The sequence below is a fragment of the Rheinheimera sp. genome (genome assembly GCF_037442345.1).
In the GTDB taxonomy this organism is placed as follows: Bacteria; Pseudomonadota; Gammaproteobacteria; order Enterobacterales; family Alteromonadaceae; genus Pararheinheimera.
In genome coordinates this window covers 50,946-72,086 of record NZ_JBBIQL010000013.1, presented here as the reverse complement: position 1 = coordinate 72,086, position 21,141 = coordinate 50,946, and the positions used below count along the sequence as shown (strand labels likewise).

At 53.4% G+C, this 21,141-nt stretch carries 13 protein-coding genes; 11 read left to right on the top strand and 2 right to left on the bottom strand.

Translation table 11 applies throughout. The features are described 5' to 3' along the window. The first annotated feature begins 431 nt into the window (after window positions 1-431). The 9 genes from WKJ04_RS09580 to pelA all read left to right on the top strand — a co-directional run bounded on the left by WKJ04_RS09580 (window position 432) and on the right by pelA (window position 14,253). A complete protein-coding gene (locus tag WKJ04_RS09580) occupies window positions 432-1,892 on the top strand; it encodes a glycosyl hydrolase family 28 protein (protein WP_337880217.1) in 1,461 nt (486 codons plus the stop codon). A 72-nt stretch (window positions 1,893-1,964) separates the two neighbouring features. Next, window positions 1,965-3,530 (top strand): altronate dehydratase family protein, encoded by a 1,566-nt coding sequence (locus tag WKJ04_RS09575; RefSeq protein ID WP_337880216.1) that lies wholly within the window; start codon window positions 1,965-1,967, stop codon window positions 3,528-3,530. 28 nt (window positions 3,531-3,558) lie between these two features. Further along, window positions 3,559-4,971: a glucuronate isomerase gene (gene uxaC / locus WKJ04_RS09570; RefSeq protein ID WP_337880215.1), complete on the top strand. Its 1,413-nt coding sequence runs from the start codon at window positions 3,559-3,561 to the stop codon at window positions 4,969-4,971. Continuing rightward, window positions 4,968-6,491 carry a mannitol dehydrogenase family protein gene (locus tag WKJ04_RS09565; RefSeq protein WP_337880214.1) on the top strand — a complete coding sequence of 508 codons (1,524 nt, stop codon included), beginning with the start codon at window positions 4,968-4,970 and terminating at the stop codon, window positions 6,489-6,491. Before uxaC ends, WKJ04_RS09565 begins: the two co-directional genes overlap by 4 nt. Next, window positions 6,488-7,156 (top strand): bifunctional 4-hydroxy-2-oxoglutarate aldolase/2-dehydro-3-deoxy-phosphogluconate aldolase, encoded by a 669-nt coding sequence (eda, locus tag WKJ04_RS09560; RefSeq protein ID WP_337880213.1) that lies wholly within the window; start codon window positions 6,488-6,490, stop codon window positions 7,154-7,156. The genes WKJ04_RS09565 and eda overlap by 4 nt, the downstream gene beginning before the upstream one ends. 13 nt (window positions 7,157-7,169) lie before the next feature. Beyond that, window positions 7,170-8,111: a sugar kinase gene (locus tag WKJ04_RS09555; RefSeq protein ID WP_337880212.1), complete on the top strand. Its 942-nt coding sequence runs from the start codon at window positions 7,170-7,172 to the stop codon at window positions 8,109-8,111. 120 nt (window positions 8,112-8,231) lie between these two features. Continuing rightward, window positions 8,232-9,854: an NADP-dependent glyceraldehyde-3-phosphate dehydrogenase gene (locus WKJ04_RS09550; protein WP_337880211.1), complete on the top strand. Its 1,623-nt coding sequence runs from the start codon at window positions 8,232-8,234 to the stop codon at window positions 9,852-9,854. Between the two features lie 206 nt (window positions 9,855-10,060). Beyond that, a complete protein-coding gene (locus WKJ04_RS09545; protein WP_337880210.1) occupies window positions 10,061-13,069 on the top strand; it encodes a TonB-dependent receptor in 3,009 nt (1,002 codons plus the stop codon). After that, complete coding sequence (gene pelA / locus WKJ04_RS09540) at window positions 13,069-14,253, top strand: pectate lyase (protein ID WP_337880209.1); 1,185 nt, start codon at window positions 13,069-13,071, stop codon at window positions 14,251-14,253. The genes WKJ04_RS09545 and pelA overlap by 1 nt, the downstream gene beginning before the upstream one ends. A 153-nt stretch (window positions 14,254-14,406) precedes the next feature. Here pelA and WKJ04_RS09535 read toward each other — a convergent pair whose 3' ends face one another. Both WKJ04_RS09535 and WKJ04_RS09530 read right to left on the bottom strand, forming a co-directional pair. Then, the gene (locus WKJ04_RS09535; RefSeq protein WP_337880208.1) at window positions 14,407-15,594 is read right to left on the bottom strand and encodes a heparan-alpha-glucosaminide N-acetyltransferase domain-containing protein; all 1,188 of its coding nucleotides are present in this window, start codon (window positions 15,592-15,594) and stop codon (window positions 14,407-14,409) included. Beyond that, window positions 15,584-17,662: a TonB-dependent receptor gene (locus WKJ04_RS09530; protein ID WP_337880207.1), complete on the bottom strand. Its 2,079-nt coding sequence runs from the start codon at window positions 17,660-17,662 to the stop codon at window positions 15,584-15,586. The genes WKJ04_RS09535 and WKJ04_RS09530 overlap by 11 nt, the downstream gene beginning before the upstream one ends. Before the next feature lie 828 nt (window positions 17,663-18,490). On the opposite strand from WKJ04_RS09530, the gene WKJ04_RS09525 reads away from it, so the two are divergent. Beyond that, the gene (locus tag WKJ04_RS09525; protein ID WP_337880206.1) at window positions 18,491-18,979 is read left to right on the top strand and encodes a DUF3015 family protein; all 489 of its coding nucleotides are present in this window, start codon (window positions 18,491-18,493) and stop codon (window positions 18,977-18,979) included. A gap of 60 nt (window positions 18,980-19,039) precedes the next feature. After that, window positions 19,040-20,893, top strand: coding sequence for a DUF4105 domain-containing protein (locus WKJ04_RS09520; RefSeq protein ID WP_337880205.1), 1,854 nt, complete (start codon window positions 19,040-19,042; stop codon window positions 20,891-20,893). The last annotated feature ends 248 nt before the right edge of the window (window positions 20,894-21,141 follow it).

Genomic DNA, 21,141 nt, shown 5'->3' with positions numbered 1-21,141 from the left:
TTATTTTCTGGCTGTGCAACTAGGGCTTGTTGACGTTTCGAGATTAAATTTTGTTCGCTCTGGCGGCGTTCTGAACGCGAAACGAGGAGCGAAGTTTAGTTATTCTAAATAAGCGACGAGTGACAAAGTGCAGGGCGCCGCCAGACCGAACCCGAAGGGCAGCGCCTGGCCGGTCTTTCTGCTGCGTTAGTACTCGTTTATGTAGACTAACTACACTGCTCTCGCACTGCCTTGCATAAAAACCGGCTAGGCTGCTGCAAAAATAACCCTGAAACGTCAACAAGCCCTAAGCCAGAGTATGGGCTCTAATTAATTTGTCCATCGGTGGCATAAACTTTAATTGTCATATTGCTACCGGTGGCAAGTTGTTTTAAGATGTTTTTATTACCAGAGAAATGGGCCGGATCTCAGGCCTGATAAGAGTGAACCGGATGGACAGACGAGATTTTCTGAAAAGCTCTCTGGCATTAACTGCCCCAGTAGTACTGAGCCATTGCAGCTCGGCCGGCCCCGCTGTGGAGCTCAGCGGACTGGAGTTGTTATGGCAGCAGGCGGACGCTATTGAAGCCTCTGTCCAGCCTGTGACGATCCCGCCAAAAATTTACCAGGCCAGCGCTCATCAGGTGCAGGTACTGCCCAGTCAGGCCGAAGCGATTCAGGCGGTCAGTCTGGCCCGGCATAACCGTCAGGCGCTGCAGGCACTGATTGATTTATGCCATCAACAGGGGGGAGGCCGGGTGCTGCTCAGTGCCGGCGTCTGGCCTTGTGGCGCCATCCGGCTGAAATCCAATGTGGAGTTGCATCTGGCCAAAGATGCGTTATTGCAGTTTGTGCCTGAGCCGGAACTTTACCTGCCTTATGTGCATACGCGCTGGGAAGGTATGGAACTGATGGGCTATCAGCCACTGATTTATGCTTATCAGGCGACCAATATTGCGGTCACGGGGCTGGGCCGCATTGATGGCGGTGGCAGCAATCAGCACTGGTGGCCGTGGAAAGGGGCGTGGAAACATACGCCCTGGCAGGTAAACCCTGAGCAGGAGCAAAAAGCCGGTCGTGATTTGCTGATGCAAATGACCGAACAGGGGCTGCCAGTGGAACAGCGGGTACTGACACCGAATTTTCTGCGTCCGCCTTTGCTGCAAACCTATGACTGCCAGCAAGTGCGGATTGAAGGCCTGACACTGACCAACTCGCCATTCTGGTTGATTCATCCGGTGCTGACCCAGGATTTAACAGTGCGTAATGTGAAGTGCATCAGTCATGGACCGAATTCGGATGGCTGTGATCCGGAATCCTGCCAGCGGGTGCTGATTGAAGGTTGTGAATTTGACACAGGTGATGACTGCATCGCGCTCAAATCTGGCCGCAATGCCGATGGCCGTCGGTTCGCCACGCCGGTGCAGCAGGTGCTGATCCAGGATTGTGTGATGAAAGCCGGTCATGGCGGTGTGGTGCTGGGCAGTGAAATCTCTGGTGGCGCTCACGCGATTTTTGCCCGTCGTCTGGTAATGAGCAGCCCGGATTTAGACCGGGGGCTGCGGATTAAAACCAATGCGTTGCGTGGCGGTGAAATCGACACAGTGGCGCTGCGTGACATTGTGATTGGTCAGGTGAAAGACGCCATTGTGATCAACTATTTTTATGAAGAAGGCCGGGATGGTGCTTTCCTGCCTCAAGTGCGCAATGTCTCGCTGCACAATGTAGAGATAGGCCAGGCAGAACGTTTATTTGAGCTGCGTGGTTTTGCCGAGGCGCCTATAGGGCTTATTCAGTTGTCTAAGGTTACAGCCCGGGCTTTGCAGCTGGGCGTGCTGGAGCAGGTGAGCGAGATCCGGACACAACAGGTGCAACTGAATGGTGAGGCCTGGCAACACAGCCCACAGAGTTAAATTTTTGTCCGGTTTTTGCTACCGATGGACAATGGCAAATTTCAGGCTGTATAGCGGCCATAAGGGTCAACAGTGAGTACAGAAATCAAGTCACAATCTGCCAGTTGCAGTGCCCCCCTGACCGGTGAACCACAGGCGTTGGTGTGGCAGGTGCATCCACGTGACAATGTGCTGGTGGCTTTACAGAACCTGGAGGCTGGTCAGCCATTACCGGCGCCCTGGCAGCATATCTGTGTGAGCGAGGCCGTGCAGGCAGGTCATAAGCTGGCATTAACGGCCCTGGCCCAGGGCGACAAGGTTATTAAATACGGCTATGCCATTGGGGTACTGACGGCCAATGTAGCAGCCGGTGCGCATATCCACAGCCATAACCTGAAAACGGCGCTGGATGGTGAACTGGACTACAGCTACCAAGGCTTACAGGCCAGCCCTCTGAGGTATCCGGCCGATTTACCCACCCATTTTAAAGGCTACCGCCGTGGCAATGGCCAGGTCGGCACCCGCAATGAGCTGTGGATTCTCAATACAGTGGGTTGTGTCAATCAGGCGGCCAGCCGTATTGCCAAAGCCGCCCAGCAGTATTGTGAAGCGCAGCAACTGCCAAATATTGATGGGGTGTTTGCTTATACCCACCCCTTTGGCTGCTCGCAGCTGGGTGATGATTTAAACCATACCCGCAGCATTCTGGCTGGCCTGGCGCAAAACCCCAATGCCGGTGCTGTGCTGATTATTGGTCTTGGCTGCGAGAACAACCAACTGACCACCTTGCTGATGGGCCTGGAGCACCTGGACCAAAACCGTCTTCGCGCCTTTAACGCCCAGCAGGTCAGTGATGAGGACGAAGAGGGTCTGGCCGCCGCCAAAGAGCTGCTGCAGCTGATGAGTCAGGATGCGCGCACCGACTGCCCGGTGTCGGATTTAAGTTTTGGTATGAAATGCGGTGGTTCCGATGGTTTCAGTGGCCTGACCGCCAACCCGCTGGTGGGCCAGATTGCCGATTTAGCCAGTGCGGCCGGTGCCAGAGTGATCCTGACCGAAACGCCCGAGATGTTTGGGGCTGAGCAAGTGCTGATGGCGCGGGCCCGCACTGAGCAGGTGTTTGACGGCATAGTGCAGCTGGTGAATGACTTTAAACAGTACTTTATTGCCAATAATCAGCCGGTGTACGAAAACCCAAGCCCGGGCAATAAAGCCGGTGGTCTCACCACACTGGAAGAAAAGTCGCTGGGGGCAATTCAGAAAGGCGGTTCCGCCATAGTGGAGCAGGTGATTGACTATGGTCAGCAGGCCACGGTGCCTGGCCTGACGTTATTGCAGGGCCCCGGCAATGACGCAGTGTCCTCCACAGCCTTAACGGCCGCTGGCGCCACCCTGATCCTGTTTACCACTGGCCGCGGCACGCCGCTGGGCTTTCCGGTTCCCACCGTCAAAATTGCGTCCAATTCAGCGCTGGCGGCCCGCAAACCGACCTGGATTGACTATGACGCCGGCGCCATGTTGCAGCCGGGGCAGTCGGTGACTGAATTTGCCAAAGAATTTTTCCGTTATTTAGTGGCGGTGGCCTCAGGTGAGCGCACCCGCAACGAAGTGTATCTGAACAAAGAAATCGCCATCTGGAAAAACGGCGTGACTTTATAAGCGCAGCCCCAAGGCTAAGAGAGACATCATGACAGTGCTGAGTTTACATCCCGATCGTTTATTTGCCGCCGAACCACAGCAACGTGATATCGCGCGCCGTTTGTATGCCGAAATCAAAGATTTGCCTATTATCAGCCCGCATGGTCACACAGACCCGCGCTGGTTTGCCGATAACCAGAACTGGGACAATGCCACCAGCCTGCTGCTGCTGCCGGACCACTATGTATTCCGTATGCTGTACAGCCAGGGCATCAGCCTGGAGCAACTGGGCATTCGCCGTAAAGACGGCAGCGCGGTGGAAACAGACTACCGCAAGATTTTCCGCATTTTTGCTGAACACTATTACCTGTTCCGCGGCACGCCATCCCGCATCTGGCTGGATTCGGTGTTCCACGATGTGTTTGGTCTGAATGTGGCATTAAGCCCACAAACTGCTGATCTGTACTACGACCATATCAATGCGGCGCTGGCGACCGCAGCCTATAAACCACGGGCACTGTTGGACCGTTTTAATATTGAAGTCATTGCCACCACAGAAGGCGCGCTGAACGATTTACGCCATCATGCCAAACTCAAAGGCAGCGGTTTTGAACAACGGGTGATCACCACCTTCAGGCCTGATGACGTGGTGGACGCAGACCGCGCTGATTTTGCCGCCAATATCGCCAAACTGGGCGAACTGACAGGTCAGGACACCCAAAACTGGGCCGGTTACCTGCAGGCACTGCGCATTCGCCGGGCTGTATTTCGCGATCACGGCGCTACGGCAACCGACCATGGTCACCCCACCGCCAAAACCGCCGATTTGCCTTTCAAAGAGGCCGAAGCGCTGTTTGCCAGGTGCCTGTCTGGCACGGCCAGCGCGGAAGAGACCGAACTGTTCCGTGGCCAGATGTTGACCGAAATGGCCGGCATGAGCCTGGAAGATGGCATGACCATGCAAATTCACCCCGGCGCACACCGTAACCATAACCAGGTGATTTTTGAGCGCTTCGGCGCCGACAAAGGCGCAGATATTCCAAGCCCGACCGAGTTTGTCAGCCAGTTAAAACCTTTGTTGCAGAAATACGGCAACGAGCCCAGCCTGAAGATTATTCTGTTTACGCTGGACGAAACCACCTACGCCCGGGAGCTGGCGCCATTGGCTGGTCATTACCCGGCGCTGAAACTGGGCCCGGCCTGGTGGTTCCACGACAGCCCGGAAGGCATGCTCAGGTTCCGCCATCAGGTGACTGAAACGGCTGGTTTTTACAATACGGTCGGTTTTAATGACGACACCCGTGCGTTTCTGTCGATTCCAGCCCGTCACGACGTGGCCCGCCGCATTGACTGCCGTTTCCTGGCGCAGCTGGTGGCCGAGCACCGTCTGAACGAAGACGAAGCCCATCAGTTGGCGCATGATTTGACTTACAAATTAGCCAAGCAGGCCTACCAGTTATGAGTCGTCTGAGCCGCACTACTGCGCAGGATGTGTTGCCTGCTTATCTGCAGAACAAAACACCGGGCATAGGCCTGGTGCATTTAGGCCCTGGCGCGTTTTTCCGCGGTCACCAGGCCTGGTACACCCACAGAGCTCTGTTGCTCGCTGGTGGTGACTGGCGTATTTGTGCGGTGTCGATGCGAAGCGCCGATGTGGCCGCGGCCTTGCAGCCACAAGATGGCTTGTATTATCTGGCCGCGATGGAGCAGCAGACCGAACTTGAACTGGTGGGCTCCATCGCCGAAGTGCTGGTGGCACCCAGTCAGTACGGCCAGGTGCTGGCCCGTTTAACGGCGCCTCAATGCCGTTATGTCACTCTGACCATTACGGAAAAAGGCTACTGCCTGAATGGCCGAGGTGAACTGGATCTGACCCTGCCGGTGGTGGCTGCGGATCTGGCGTTGGCAGAAGTAGTGCCGGACGGCTCAGTGCGGGCTGAGTCTGCCATCGGTTTGCTGGTGCAGGCGTTGTTCCTGCGTTATCAGGCCGGTGTGCCACTGCTGACCTTAATGAGCTGTGACAACCTGACCGACAATGGCCATAAGCTCAAAGCCTCAGTGCAACGTTTTGCCGCGCATGCGCTGGCGTATCGCGAACGGGCTGGTTTCCTCGCGGCGTTACAGCAGCTGATTTGCCCTTGTTCTATGGTCGACAGCATTACCCCGGCCACCGACGATGCGTTGCGTGAGCTGGTGCAGCAGCGTACTGGCTTTGCCGATGCCTGGCCAGTTAAACGCGAAGCCTTTGTGCAATGGGTGGTGGAAGATGTGTTACCGGCAGAGCAGCCCGCCTGGCGCGAAGCCGGGGTAATTTTCACGCCGGACGTGACCGCCTTTGAGAAAGCCAAGCTGCGTTTATTAAACGCCCCGCATTCCACTCTGGCTTATTTGGGCTCGTTGCTTGGCCTCGAAACTGTGCTGGATGCCATGGCGCACCCGCAGTTAGCGGCACTGGTGACACTGCTGGTACAGCAGGAAATTCTGCCGTCGGTGCCTGAGCTCAAAGGCCTGGATTTAGCCCAGTACAGCGCTGCTATTTTCCAGCGCTTTTTAAACCCCTCAGTGCGGCATTTGCTGGCACAAATTGCCTGGGACGGTTCACAAAAACTGCCGATGCGGCTGATCCCGGTGATTCTGGATAACGTTCAGGCCGGTCGTCCGGTACGGCTGCTCGCCGTCGCTATTGCCAGCTGGCTGCAGTTTATCCGCCGCCGCGCCATGCAGCAGCAATTGGCTGAACCTGTGCCATTGGTGGACCCCTTCGCCTCGCAGTTACTGGCAATAGCAGGCCAGTGCAGTGGTAAGGCCGCCACCGATCTGCCCTTGTGGTTGGCGCTGGATGCTGTATTTCCGGCCCGCCTGAGCCAACAGCCAGAGTTTGTCGCAGCGTTAAGCCGTGCTTATGACGTATTGAACCACCAGTCGGCCACTGATGCTGTGCAGCCCCAATGGAACTTGTTACTTAATGGAGACCCTGTATGACCGCTTTGTCCCGCTTATTAAATGGCTGCCCTTTGCTGCCCATTATTCAGACTGAACAACCAGAGCAGGCGGTCGATATAGCTGCTGCGCTGGCGCAGGGTGGGGTGAGTGCGGTGGAAGTGGTGCTGCGCACGCCAAAAGCGCTGGACGCCATCAGCGCCATTCGTTCGGCCTTGCCTTCGGTACTGGTCGGTGCTGGTACTGTGCTGAATGCGGCTCAGGCGCAGGACTGCAAAAATGCCGGTGCCCAGTTTCTGGTCAGCCCGGCCTCTACACCAGCCTTGCTGCAAGCGATGATCGACACCGGACTGCCGTTGGCACCTGGGGTGTCCACTGTGTCTGAAATGGCGATGGCCCACGAAATGGGCCTGAATGAGCTGAAGTTTTTTCCGGCCAATTTAAGTGGTGGTACCCCACTGCTGAACGCAGTGCGCAGCATTTTTCAGCAAGTGCGTTTCTGCCCGACCGGTGGTATCAGCGCCGCGAATCTGACAGAGTACCTGAGCCTGCCCAATGTGTTTGTGGTCGGTGGCAGCTGGCTGACACCGGCCGATCTGGTCAAAGCGGGCCATTACGCGGCTATCACGGCGCTGACGGCCGAGTCTGTACGTCTGGCCGGCACCTGTCTGGCCGAAAAATCCGCGCCTCTGCGCAAATCAGCTTAACAAGGGGAAGTGTATGACGGGTCGGGTCATCGTATTGGGCGAATGCATGGTGGAGTTGTACCAACTGGTGGAAAACGTCTACCACCAGAATTTTGCCGGTGATGTATTTAATACCGCCGTGTATTTAAAACGGATGAACCCGGCTGTGCAGGTCGACTTTTTTACCGCAGTAGGCACGGATCTGATCAGCGATAAATTGCTGGCGGCGGTGGAAGCGGAGAAGCTTGGCAGCAGCCTGATGCTGCGCAGTAAAACCGCGCGGCCTGGCCTGTATATGATCAACACCGACTGTTTCGGCGAACGCAGCTTTGTGTATTGGCGCGACAGTTCGGCCGCTAAACAAACCATCGCTTTGTATCAGCAACAGCTGACGTTGGGTCAGCTCAGCCGCAGTGACTGGTTTTATTTCTCCGGCATCAGCCTGGCGATTTTGCCTGAAGCGGACCGTGAAACCTTGTTTGGTCTGTTGGCTGAATTAAAGGCGGCCGGTGTAAAAATTGCGTTTGACCCGAACTACCGGCCTACCTTGTGGCGCAGCGTGGACGACTGCAAAGCGGCGTTTGTGCGTGCTTATGCCTTATCCGATTTGGCGCTGCCCGGGCTGGACGACCACAAAGTGCTGTTTAACGCCCAAAGTACTGAGGATGTGGTGGTGCAGCTGGCAGAGCTGGGTGTGGCCGAAATAGTAGTGAAAAACGGCAAAGAGGGCGCCACTGTGCACACCAGTGCAGAGAGCTTTCATATGCCGGCCGTGACAGTAAAAAAAGTGGTGGACACCACAGCAGCGGGTGATTCCTTTAATGGCGGTTATCTGGCCGCGCGTTTGGCTGGCAAAGATGCCAAAGCAGCAGCACGGCTGGCTGCAGCTTTGGCTGCTTTTGTGGTGGAGCACACAGGCGCTATTGTCAGTCATGACAATTTCCGGGCTTTTACCCAAAGGTACACTCTGAACTAATGATACCCGTCGCCCTTAAAGTTGTTTGGGTATAGAGATGATGGAGCTGGCCCGGACACAACAATAACGCCAGCACTACAACCTGGGTTCGCAATTCACCTGGTGCGAAAAGGAGCTTGTATGTCTGACTTAACCCCATTGTTTCCAACCGCCGCTGAGCTGGCGGTTGAATTCCCACAGCCTGTAGCGCTTGAGCAGCGGCATTACCTGGTGGCTGGTGCACTGCAGCAATGGCCGGGTGAACTGGCTCCAGTGGTCAGCCCGGTTTGCTTGCGTGATGAACAAAGCAACACACTGAACCCGGTGATCCTGGGCGCGACCCCGCTGATGGACAGCGCAGCGGCCTTGCAGGCGCTGGACGCCGCGGTTAAGGCCTATGATTTGGGCCGTGGCCACTGGCCGACCTTGCCGGTGCTGGAACGCATCCGTCATATTGAAGCCTTTTTGGTGGCCATGCTGAAGCAACGGGATGCGGTGATCCGGCTGCTGATGTGGGAGATTGGCAAAAATACAGCAGACGCCAGCAAAGAATTTGACCGCACCTGTGACTACATTCGTGACACAGTGCAGGCGATGAAGCAACAGGACAGGGCCGACAGCCACTTTGTCAGCGAGCAGGGTGTGTTAGGCAAAATCCGCCGGGTGCCTCTGGGGGTGGTGCTTTGTATGGGGCCTTTTAACTACCCGCTGAATGAAACCTTTACCACTTTAATTCCGGCGCTGATGATGGGCAACACCGTGGTGTTTAAGCCCGCCAAATACGGCGTCTTGCTGATTGAACCGCTGCTGCAGGCCTTCGCCGACTGCTTCCCTCCTGGGGTTATTAATGTGATTTATGGTCGCGGCCGGGAAACCGTCGGTGCGCTGATGGAAAGCGGCAAAGTGGATGTGCTGGCTTTTATCGGCACCAATAAAGGCGCCAGTGACTTAAAACGGCTGCACCCCAAGCCTCACCGGCTCAAAGCGGTGTTGGGTCTGGATGCCAAAAACCCGGCTATTGTGCTGCCCTGTGCGGCGCTGGCGACAACCGCCACCGAAATTATTGCCGGTGCTTTGAGTTTTAACGGCCAACGTTGTACGGCGCTGAAGATTATTTTCGCGCCGCGTCAGCAGGTGGACGCACTGTTGCCATTGCTGGTGGCCGAAATCAACAAACTGCAGTTAGCCATGCCCTGGCGTGCCGGTGCGCAAATTACCCCTATGCCGGAACCAGGTAAAACGGCGGCCATGCAGGCGCTGATTGAGGATGCGCTGGCAAATGGTGCGACAGTGCAAAACCCGGGCGGCGGCGAGCTGGCCGGGCCTTTAATGCGGCCGGCCTTGCTGTACCCGGTCAGCCCATCCATGCGGCTGTATCAGGAAGAGCAGTTTGGTCCGCTGGTGCCGCTGGTGCCATACGACGATATCAGCGAAGTCATTGAATATGTGATCCACAGCAACTTTGGCCAGCAACTGAGTATTTTTGGTCAGGACGGCGCGGCCATCGGGCCTTTGGTCGACTTGTTTGCCAACCAGGTGGGCCGCATCAACATCAACAGCCAGTGTCAGCGCAGCCCGGATTCCTTCCCTTTTACCGGCCGCAAAGACTCTGCCGAAGGCACTTTGTCGGTGCAGGATGCCTTGCATCAGTTTTCCATTCCGACACTGGTGGCCATTAAAGGGACTGAACAGGGCATTGGTCTGGTACGCAGCATGGTGCAGCAGCGTCAGTCTGGCTTTTTAGCTACGGATTTTTTGTTCTGAATTCACACACTTGTCAGTGAAGGGGTGTCGTCCCTTGCCGCCGTTCTGGTCAGCGGCAGGGGGTCGTTCTCCGGTTTATTGTTTTGTCATTTTGCTACCGGTGGCATTTGATAAATGGCAGTCGTCAGACAGGGACTCAACCTGCTCACACCGGCCCTACGGGGAAAAAAACAACAATCTCAAAAAGAAACAACAGGGAATCAAATATGACGAATCAAGCTTTTCTTCCGGGCAAACTCAGCCTGGCTATTTGGCTGGCGCTGGGCAGTGGCTCCGTAGTAGCGCAGCAACAGCAGCAGACCAAAAGCGCGGCAGAGCAGGAGGTCGAGGTCATTCAGGTCTCAGGTTACCGCGGCAGTCTGAGTCTGGCCTTGTCGGCTAAACGTGAAGCTGTAGGCAGCAAAGAAACTATTCTGGCGGAGGATTTGGGTAAGTTCCCGGACCTGAACGTGGCCGACAGCCTGGCCCGTATTCCCGGTGTCGCCATTGAGCAAGACGCCGGGGAAGGCCGCCAGATCAGCTTACGGGGTCTGGGGGCTGCTTTTGTTAAAACCACCATCAACGGTATGGAATCGGCGTCGGCCGGTGCGGCGACAGATGCGTCTGGCGGCGCCAACAAAAGCCGGGCTTTTGACTTTAACGTCTTTGCCTCCGAGCTGTTTACCCAAATCGATGTGAATAAAACTGTGGCGGCTGAACTGGAAGACGGCGGTATTTCCGGCAATGTGAACCTGCAAACGGCGCGGCCTTTTCAGTACCAGGACAGCAAGTTTGCCTATAACCTCAATGGCCGTTACAACGATGTGGCGGAAGAAGTAACCCCCCGCGGTTCGCTCATGTTCAGTCAAAACTGGGACAACAGATTTGGTGTGCTGGTGTCGGCGGCCTACTCCGAAGGTCTGGTGCAAAGTGAAGGCGCCACCACAGTGCGCTGGTCGGTAAACAATCCGTCCTGGGTAAAAGATAGCGCCGATAATCTGCTGACGGCTGCGCCTGTGACTCAGCTTAGTCCGAAAGGGGTTTATACCAATGAAAACATGGAAGGCATCTGGCTGCCGCGTATTCCACGGTATTCCATTTTCAATAAACAACAGGACAGGTTAGGCCTGACGGCGGCATTTCAATACCAGCCCACTGACGATATCTTACTGAATCTGGATATTCTGCAGGCCAAACTCGACAGCACCATGGATGAGTTCCAGTACTCCGCCTTGCTGCGTGGCAATGTCAGCAGCAAAACCAGTATTTATGCCGAGAACCTGCTGGTCGATGCCAACAATACCCTGGTGGCTGCAACCTTGTCCGGCGTGCCTATCCGCTCTGAAGCCCGCCAGGATGTGTCCAATTCGGACTTTAATCAGGTGACTTTCTCGGTTGACTGGCATGTCAGCGACGCGCTGAAAATCAGTTTTCTGGCCGGTAGCGGCACATCGGATCTGGATATCCCTTACCAGCGCACCTTTGGCCTGGACAGCTTTAACTCCACGTTCGCGTACAGCTACGACAGCGCCATTGACCCTATCAGCCTGCTCAGCCAAACCGGCACCAGCATTGGCACTGCCACTATGAATATGGATATGCCGGCCTTTGCCTTTGCACCGGCTCAGGCTTTTGGCGGCAGCTACAGCAAAGAGCAATTGCAGCAACTGATGCTGGACCCGTCCCTGTACAGCCTGGGTCTGGTGCGTAACCGCAGTCAGCAGATTAACAGCGAAAACAATAACTTTTCACTGAATTTTGCTTATGAAATCAATGACGGGCTGACGCTGAAATGGGGCCTGAACCACCGCACGTTCAAAACCGCCAATGTGCAGTACGACAACGGCTGGAAAGTGCTGAACACCAGCACCAATAAAACCAGTGGTGATGCGGCGGAATCGCTGGTGCTGAAGTTACCTGCCGCCGAGCGCGCCGGTTCATTGTTTGGTATTTCGCTGGCTGATGCCGGTCAGCATTTTGGCAATGCCGCGTCTATCCCCGGCAACTCCACGCTGGATTCCAACAGCTGGTTAACCACCGACTACCAGAAGGTGTATAACGCCTTTTCGACAGCCGATTTCTTTGAAGCGAAACAGCGTTACAACTCAACTTACGATATTGAAGAAAAAGTCTCGGGCCTGTTTATTCAGCTCGATTTTAAAGCGGAGCTGGCGGGCAAAGAGCTGCGCGGTAATATTGGTGGCCGTTATCTGGACAATGAAAACACCTCAGGCATTGTCAACCTGGACCATATCTATGCAGACGGTTACACCGCTGGCCGCGGAGCCGGGGCCGATTTGGCTGGCGGTTACGGCTGGCGCTCCACCACCAGCAGCAATAAAGATTTTCTTCCCAGTTTAAACCTGGCCTATGATCTGACGGATGAGGTGGTGGCCCGCCTTAGCCTGGCCAAAGCCATTACCCGGCCTGCGATTGCGGATCTTGCTTCGGCCATTAAAGTGAATACCCCGGACTCGAAAGACCCGACCGCAACCATTGAAATGGGGGCAGGCCCAACCTTGATGCCGTACGAATCGGAGCAGATTGATGTGGGTCTGGAATGGTACTTTGACGACGAAGCCCTGCTGGCATTGTCCGTGTTCTACAAAGACATCACTGGCTTGTCGAAAGGCTCTACCTCGCAGGTGTTCAGCCGTGAGCAACTGTCGCAGTTGGGCATTGACTTGGGCGACACGGATCCGTCGACCATCACCTGGGAGGTGACGCAGTTGATCAATACGCCAGCCGAAGGGGTGCGTGGGGCTGAGTTTATTTACCAGCAACCCTTCAGCTTCCTGCCTGAGCCCTGGAACCGTTTTGGTATTCAGAGCAACCTGACCTGGATTGATTACATGAAAGATCTGACGGATCCATTCACTGAGGTGCCACTGAGCCTGCTGGCCGAAGAAACCTCGCGGCTGGCGTACAACACCACTCTGTATTATGAGCACGGCGATTTCAGTGCGCGTTTTTCCTGGAACTTCCGCGAACGTTATATCAAGGAGTACCTGGACAAATACAAAGACGAAGGGAATTTCGGCCGGGGTTATGAAGACAAGGGGCAGCTGAACTTCTCGTCCCGCTACAAACTCAGCGACAGCCTGTCACTGAGCTTCGAAGCCATTAACCTGACCAATGCGGCCACTGAACAGTGGAGTGATGTCTATACCTCGCGGCCAGTGGAATACCTGCTGACCGGCCGCCAGTATCTGGTCGGTGTGCGGGGGACCTTCTGATGAGCCGTTGCAGTGGATTTTTTCTGCTGCTGTTGGGGAGCCCCGTCTGGGGCTCTTCGTACTGGCAGGATCAGCCGTTAACGCCAGACTGGCAGCAGTATCTGCAGCAATCAGTGCAGTTAAAGCAGCAGGACCAGCAGCAGTTTACAAAGGAATTGACTGCTCTGGGTTTAACCAAAGCATTGGCGGCGCCTAAAGCCAAAAACTTTGGCCTGGAGGCGATCAGTTCGGCAGCGGAACTGGCGGCGGTATTGAGTTACCAAACGCCAAGTGGCGGCTGGAGTAAAAGAACAGACATGCGTCAGCCACGTCGGCCGGGTCAGTGGGCTGGTGCGGAGCCAGCCTATATTCCCACTTTTGATAACAGCGCGACCAGCAGCCAGATACGCTGGCTGATGAACTACTACCCGCAGGCCGACGGTGCGGCGCGGCAGCGGATCCGTCATAGCCTTGATAAAGCGCTGCAGTTCCTGCTTCAGGCTCAGTTTCCCAATGGAGGTTTTCCTCAGACTTACCCGCTGCGGGGCGGCTACCATGACGCCGCCACCTTAAATGATCATGTGATGACGGACTTACTCAGTTTGTTGTCGGATATCAGCCAGTCGCCTTTGTTCAGCACTGAACAGCAACAGCAAGCCAGTCAGAGTTTTCAGCGTGGTGTGCAGTTTCTGGTGAAGGCGGTGGTGGTGCTGAATGGCCGCCCTACCGTCTGGACTGCACAGCATCATCCCTTAACGCTGGCTCCGGTGGCGGCCCGTAAATTTGAACAGGTCAGTCTGGTCAGCACCGAAAGTGCCAAACTGCTGGCTCTGTTGCTGGGCAAAGCCAGTGACCAGCCGGGGGTTCACCGTACCTTGTGTTATGGCGCTTTATGGCTGCAGCAGCATCAAATCACCGACAAAAAATGGCAACGCACAGCCACAGGTTCCAGTCTGGTGCCAGAGAAAGGCCGGGTACTGTGGGCGCGTTTTTACAGTCTGAAAGATGAAAAACCGGTGTTTTTTGATCGCGATGGTCAGACGTACAGTGACGTCAATCAGTTGTCACTGGAACGGCAGCAAGGCTATGGCTGGTACCAGTCGGAAGGGAAAGCCTTTTTAAAAGCCTGGGCCAAACGACCTGAGCTGCAACAACAGTGTGCGCCAAGCCAACAGGAGCTTGGCCATGCGACGAAAGCTCCTTAACCGGCACTGGCTGCTGTGGTATTACCTGCCGGCTGGAAACTGCAGATTCCGCCTGTGGCAAACAGCGCCACGCCGCCGGGGACCTGCAGTGTGCTCCCAAGGCCTGATTTCACCTGTTGAACGCACTGAGACAGGGCTGGAGAGGTTTTCCGCTCAAAAGTAAGTCAGCCAGGGTTTTGTGTGTTTTTCCCGGTGTTTGTAGTGCGCAAACCATTTTGTAGGTTTGTACAGTACTATGGGTAAAATGATGGCAAATGCCCAAATAAAGTAATAGGAATCGACACCAAATCTGTCGCCTTGGTTGGCACCAAAAATAAGGTAAAAAATGCTGTAGATGAGCAGTATCACATACAGATGGAGCAGATAAATAAACATAGGTGCAGAGCCAAACACCGTCAGGGCCCTGGTAAATGGATTCTCGATGGATTCAAACAGGCGGAGCAACAACAACCCTGTCCCAATGGTGATCAGCAGAAAATCTAAGGATGGCGGGTATTTGGTAAAGTTGAAGAAGGCCATCACAGTAAGCACCAGGGTTTGCTGGGGATGCCAGGGCAAGCTTTCGCCATAGAGATTGAACCCCCGCAGCAGGGCCAGCAACACATAACAGCCCAGGCCTGAAGCGAGCAGCAGTTTCTTGCGGTTTTCCGGCGACCGCGCATGTGCGTACAAAGGCCCGGCGAAATAGCCGACCAGAATTACCCCTATCCATGGCAATACCGGATAAGACACTCTGATGGTCACAGGGCCTGTATCTGTCAGGTAGCCTCTGTCATGCAGCAATGTCCACAGATTGTATCCCCATTCATCGGGCGTGAAATGCACAGGTGAAAGTAAGTTATGCCCCACCACAATGGTAAAACCCAACACACCAATCAGCCAATAATTCAGTTTACTCAGCACTGAAAGCGCCAACATACACAAGCCGATAGCCCAGATCACCTGCAGGAAAATTGTGCTGATGGAGCCCGCCCACACCAGATAGACCGCCGTCAGTTCCAGAAAAATTAAAAACAAACCGCGTTTAGCCAAAAAACCTGTGGGTGAGCGAAAGGCTTTATTCGCCGGATGGGCATAAAGCCAGGCAGATAACCCGGTTAAAAATACAAACATAGGTGCACACAGATGCGCCAGATAACGGGAAAAATACATACCGGGAGAGGTGGCTGTAATATCCATTGGATCCAGTATCGGAATATGCAGGGCAAAGCGTTCTTTGATATGGTCTAACATCATAAAAATGATGATTAACCCCCGCATTGCGTCGATAGACAATATACGCCTGGAATGGTCTTGGGCAGCGTACTGATGATTGGCCCCCATGCTACCTTCAGAAACCATAACGGACCCCGACACGGTAGCTGCGGGGTTCTCCCGGCACTGTCCACAGCGCTGAATAAGAGTTCAGTACATAGTGCTTATCAAACAGGTTGTCGATATTCAGCTCCAGCTGCCAGTTTGCACTCAGCTCACTGTGTAAAAACAAATGGGTCAGGCTGTAGGACGGCAGCAGGTAAGACGGCTGCACTGAATCTCCCAGCCGCTCGCTCTGGTAACGCCAGCGCACACCCGCATTGTGCTGGTAACCCAAAGCGGCAAAGTGCTGGTTCAGCGCCAGGCTCAGGTTGTGTTTCGGCACGTTCACCAGGCGGCTGCCCGCCGGGATCTCGACACCCCAGTCCAGGCTCAGCGCGTTGTTTAAGGTGCGGCTGTCCAGCCAGGCGTAGGACAGATCCAGTGTTAAATCTTTGGTCAGCGGGTAACGCAGGTCCAGTTCCACCCCCGTGCTTTGGGCTTCACCCAGAGGCGCAGCAAAACCGACGTTGACAGGGTCTGAGGTCAGAATATTGGTTTTGGTGCCATCAAACAGTGCCAGAGTCCAGCTGGCGCCTTCTTCATGCCATTTCAGTCCCATCTCCTTCGAGCGGCTGCTCTCAGGGTCGAAACCCCGGCCCAGATAATCGGCACCGCTGAGCGGTAAAAAGCCCTCAGAATAACTGGCATACCATTGCACATGGGCTGTCACATCGTACACCAGACCTAAACGTGGGCTGCGCTCGGTAAAGGATTTATCTGCCCTGGTGCCTTTGGTTTGTTCTTCCAGATTCTGTCGGACGTTATCCAGCCGCAGACCCACTAACAGCTGCCAGTCCGGATGCAAGCGGATACTATCCTGTACATACACACCATGAGCTTTCTGCTGCTCTAAATTGGCGTACAGCGGGTTGACTGTGCCTGGTACAGCGACGCCATACTGCGGGTTAAAAATATCCAGTGCGTAACTGCCTTTGCTGCCACGGTAACGGCCCAGGTAAGTGTAGAGTTCATAGTCGTAACCATCAGCACCCAGCATCAGGTGATGCGTAAGCCCCAGCCACTGCAGGCTGCCGCTGATTTCGGCCCGGACTGACAAATCTTCAGACCAGTAATCACGGAAACGGCGCTGGCGGGTCAGGGTCTGGCCATCGTCGTATAAGGACTGGCGGGAAACGGCCAGTTCCGCGTCGGAAGAAAAACCAGACAAATCAGAGTCGCGGTAACTGACGCCGGCATTAAATGCCCAGCCATTGGCCAGATCCTGTTGGTAAGTGAGCTGGTGGCCGCGGGCGCTGATCTCGGTCGGGCCATCATTGGGTTCCCCCAGATAACGCTCGCGTGGCAGGGTGTCAAAATTGTTATTCAGCACCACTAAACCACGGTCAAACAGCTGGGATTGCTGCAGATACTCAAATTCATAGAGCAAGGAGCTGTCGGCGTTGATTTGCCACAGCAGTGACGGTGTGACCACTTTTTTGTCTGAACTGACATAGTCGCGGAAGCTGCCGTAATCCTGCACAGCGCCATTGACCCGAAACGCCATTGCATCGGAAAGGCCCGTTGTGTAGTCGGCTTCAACGCGATTTTGCTCAAAACGGCCGTGGCTGGCTTTGATATAACCCTGAGTATCAAACGCCGGTTTACGGGTGACTATATTAATGGTGCCACCAGGTTCTGAGCGGCCATACAAAGCGGAACCAGGCCCCTTCAGTATTTCGACATATTCAACATTGGATAAATCGCGGTGACCGCTAAAACCGCGGCCGCCATTAAACCCATTAATCAAATAACCGGAAGGTATATTTTCGTTGCCCGGAAATCCGCGTAATGAATAACTGTCCCATAAACCACCGCCATTGTTTTGCCGGGCAATACTGGCCGAGCTGTCCAGAGCATCCTGAAACCGGCTCAGGGCCAGCTGATCAAACTCGTCCCGTGACAGCACGTCAATGGCCTGCGGCAGATGTTCGGCCGGCACATTGCCACGATAAGCCTGGTGGTGGTGTACCTGAATATGTTCAACGGAGGTTTCAGCAGCATTGGCAACAACAGAGCCTGACACTAAGGCGGCAACAAGGGACAAGCGGGGCATGATGGTTCCTTCAATAAAAAAGTGATGTGATAGTATCACTTTTCACCTGAGGAGTTCGAGTCATTGCCGATGAAATAACGGGAATCAGGGGCTATTCACTTGTTACATTGATTAACAATTTGTTTATGTTTATTTTGCTTCTGTTCAGGCACACTGACAGGGTCTGAATGGATCGAACTAGCGCATCAGACCTTTAAGCTGCCTTCTGGCAGCTTTTTTCTTTTGGCGGGAATGGCCCCGCGGCTATCCCTCAGAATTTATTCAGTTTTCCGCATCACAGCGTCCTAAATGAGTTTAGCGGGAGAAAGTCTCGGTTTACGTCTGATGATCTCTGGTTGAAATGCTGTTCAGCTAAAAGCTTAGTTAGAAAAAATGAAAGTTAAGCGCATGATTTAATTTAGAAAATACATTGTTCTTGCTTCCTTCACAGGTTGTGGCTGGTACCAATCTGCAGGCAAAGGCTTTTTGAAATCCTGGGCGAAAAGGCCGGATCTGCAACAACAGTGTGCTGATGTACATAACCCGACCCCGGGAAAAGTTGCTTATCCAGTCAGGCCATAAGCAGCTGCAAAAATGAAAAACGTATATCTTGCTGATTTTTATAAGATTAATTTGGTAGGCGCTCGTTATCCCGGGTTCAGGTTAAATAAGATCAATGTGAACGCTTGGTATCATTAAACATTGTGTAGTGTTGTGTTGCTTGTTATTTGACCGATCGAAGCGAGTTATGAAAATAAAGCTTTGGTATCTGTTTCCAGTTGGGTAATTTGATTACGGCATTGCAACATTTCAATGCCGCTTCAGGAAAAATACACTAAAGGAATAAAAATGAAAAAAACGATGATGTTTTCTGCGTTAGTTCTGTCTTTATTGTCAGCGACCTCAGTCATGGCAGAGGATAAGCCGGTAGGTTCAGGGCCGAATCCATACGCGGATTGTGGTATTGGCGCTGCACTGTTTACTGAAACTAAAGCGCTGGCTGTGACTTCAAACGTCATTTGGGATTTGGGGACTACAGCTGTAACTTCTGCAACGGCGAGCCCGGAAACCTGCAATGGTAAAAAAGTGGCGGTCGCTACCTTCATTCTGCAAAGTTATGACCCGTTAATGGAAGATACTGCCCGTGGTCAAGGCAAGCATCTGGATACCCTGTTGGGAATGATGGAAGTGTCAGCTCAAGATAAAGCAGCGGTCATTACCAGCTTACGTCAGTCCATGGCGGCCAATCTGGCCTCGGCACAGTATTTGTCTGCAGGCAAGATAGAAAAATCAGCTCAGTACTTCAATTCAGCTATAGCAGCTCATAACGCAGTTTAATCTGTGGTGGTTTTTACAGGCTGGCTTTGGCTGGCCTGTTGTTCATTTCAGAAGTTTTTTATGTCATATCCTTTGCGGCTGAGCCGGTGTTTACTGATTTTTCTGACAGTACATTTAAACTTTTTTGCAGAAGCTGCCGATCTGCAGCTATTGTCTGAATCTTCAGGCTGGAGAGCCCTGCTGCATTACGACAAGTCGGGCCAAAGCTCGATCAACAGTGACGGTTTTTTTTTAAGCCCTGTCGGTCGTACCGATGCTCAGGCAGAATTAATCGCTACCATTAACGCCTTTTCATTAACCCAGGATCTGCATAAACCTGATGAGCATGCACAATGCCGTTTTGCTGGCCGTTTCAGGTGGTTGCAACAACAAGGTGTCATCCCTGAACCCGTTGTCGAATTGAACTGTCCAGGACTGACTGAATTCACAGGTCAGAATTCGGTGGATTCGGTCAGTGTCATTTTTGCCACAGGTTTTTTAGGCAACCCTGCATCCTACTATGGACATTTGTTACTTCGGCTGAATACAGCAGCAAATCAAAGCAGTTCGGAGCTGGAAGATACAGCCGTTAATTTCGGTGCAGATGTGCCAGCTGACGAGAACATGCTGTTTTACATAGCCAAAGGCTTGGTTGGAGGCTATCAGTCTTCATTTACCCATCTGCAGTATTTTTATCATTCACATAACTATGGGGAGTCTGAGCTCAGGGATCTGTGGGAATATCAGCTGAATTTGAACCCAGACCAATTGAAGCTGTTGGTTGGCCACATTTGGGAAGTTCTTGGTGCAGATTTCACCTACTATTTTTTTAATCGCAACTGCGCATACCGTATGGGTGAGGTGTTACAACTCTTCACTCAAAAAGAACTTATTAGGCCCTCGGCAGGCTGGGAAACTCCTCAAGGCGTTGTACAACGAATTGCCAACGCAAGAAACGGCGAACAAGCGTTGGTCCGGGCAATCCGGTTTCATCCGTCCCGACAGTCCAGGCTTTACCAGCGGTATCAACAGCTCAGTAGCGTGGAACAGGAGAAAGTGCATCAGTGGGTCGCAACCTTAGCTAATGAACGCCCTGCGTTGTTACAGGAATTGCCTTCGGCCGGACAACACGCAGTTGTAGATACATTGATTGATTATTATCAGGTGATCCGTGATGAGAAAGCAGGCATCGCTGATGTTGCTAATCAGGACTACCTGCAGGCACTGCAACAAAGGTTTTTGTTGCCCCCGGCGGGGAGTCGGGCCGAATTTGATTCGGATAATCATCCTGAATTAGGCAGACCACCGAGTTATCTCAATACCTCAGTTGCCAGAACTGAGCAGGGCAATGCGTTTCGCTTCAGGATGCGTCCTGCCTATTACGACCCATTGGATGCAAGCTATGGCCATGTGCCGCATTCTGGGTTAACTATGGGAGAATTGGAGTTATCTGTTTATTCCGGCGATTTACGTGTGCATGAGATCAATTTGCTGAGGATTGACAGCGTTCGCAGCAATTTAACTGGCTTACCTGGGGATCAGCACTATTCATGGTATCTGGATGTGGGGGCGGCACAACGTGATCTGAGTTGTGATGATTGCCTGCAAGCCAAAATCAATTCTGGAATTGGTTATGCGGTGGCTCCTTTTCAGCAACAACTGGTACTGGGGGCATATGTCGGGGCCGGGTTTCTGGATGATCGACTACTGAGCAGAGGGATCTACAGTTCTGCGCAGGCGACGGCCAATTGGTATCTTTCCGAACATTGGGCGATGCGGCTTGCTGCTGAACAGCGTTGGTTCGTGGAGCCTAGACAGGATGTACTCTATTCCCTGCAGCTACGTTATGCATGGACTTCAGATTTTGATAGTCGACTTGAGATTCAGAAGAACCAAGGAAAAGAATTGGTATTATCTGTGGGTTGGTATTGGTAGTTAAAAACTGAAGCTGTGCTATTCGGTACAGAATAGATCGAACTAGCGCATCAGACCTTTAAGCTGCCTTCTGGCAGCTTTTTTCTTTTTTGAGCCGGCAACCAGGCTTGTGCTGATGAATTTAGTCGGTTTCTTGCACCATCCCTGTCGAACTGAGTTTTTATGGTGAAAACCTGGTTTTATTTTTTATCATTCGCAGGTTAAGGGCTGTTTAATCTGAAGTTTAGTTAAAAATGTTTCGAAGTAAC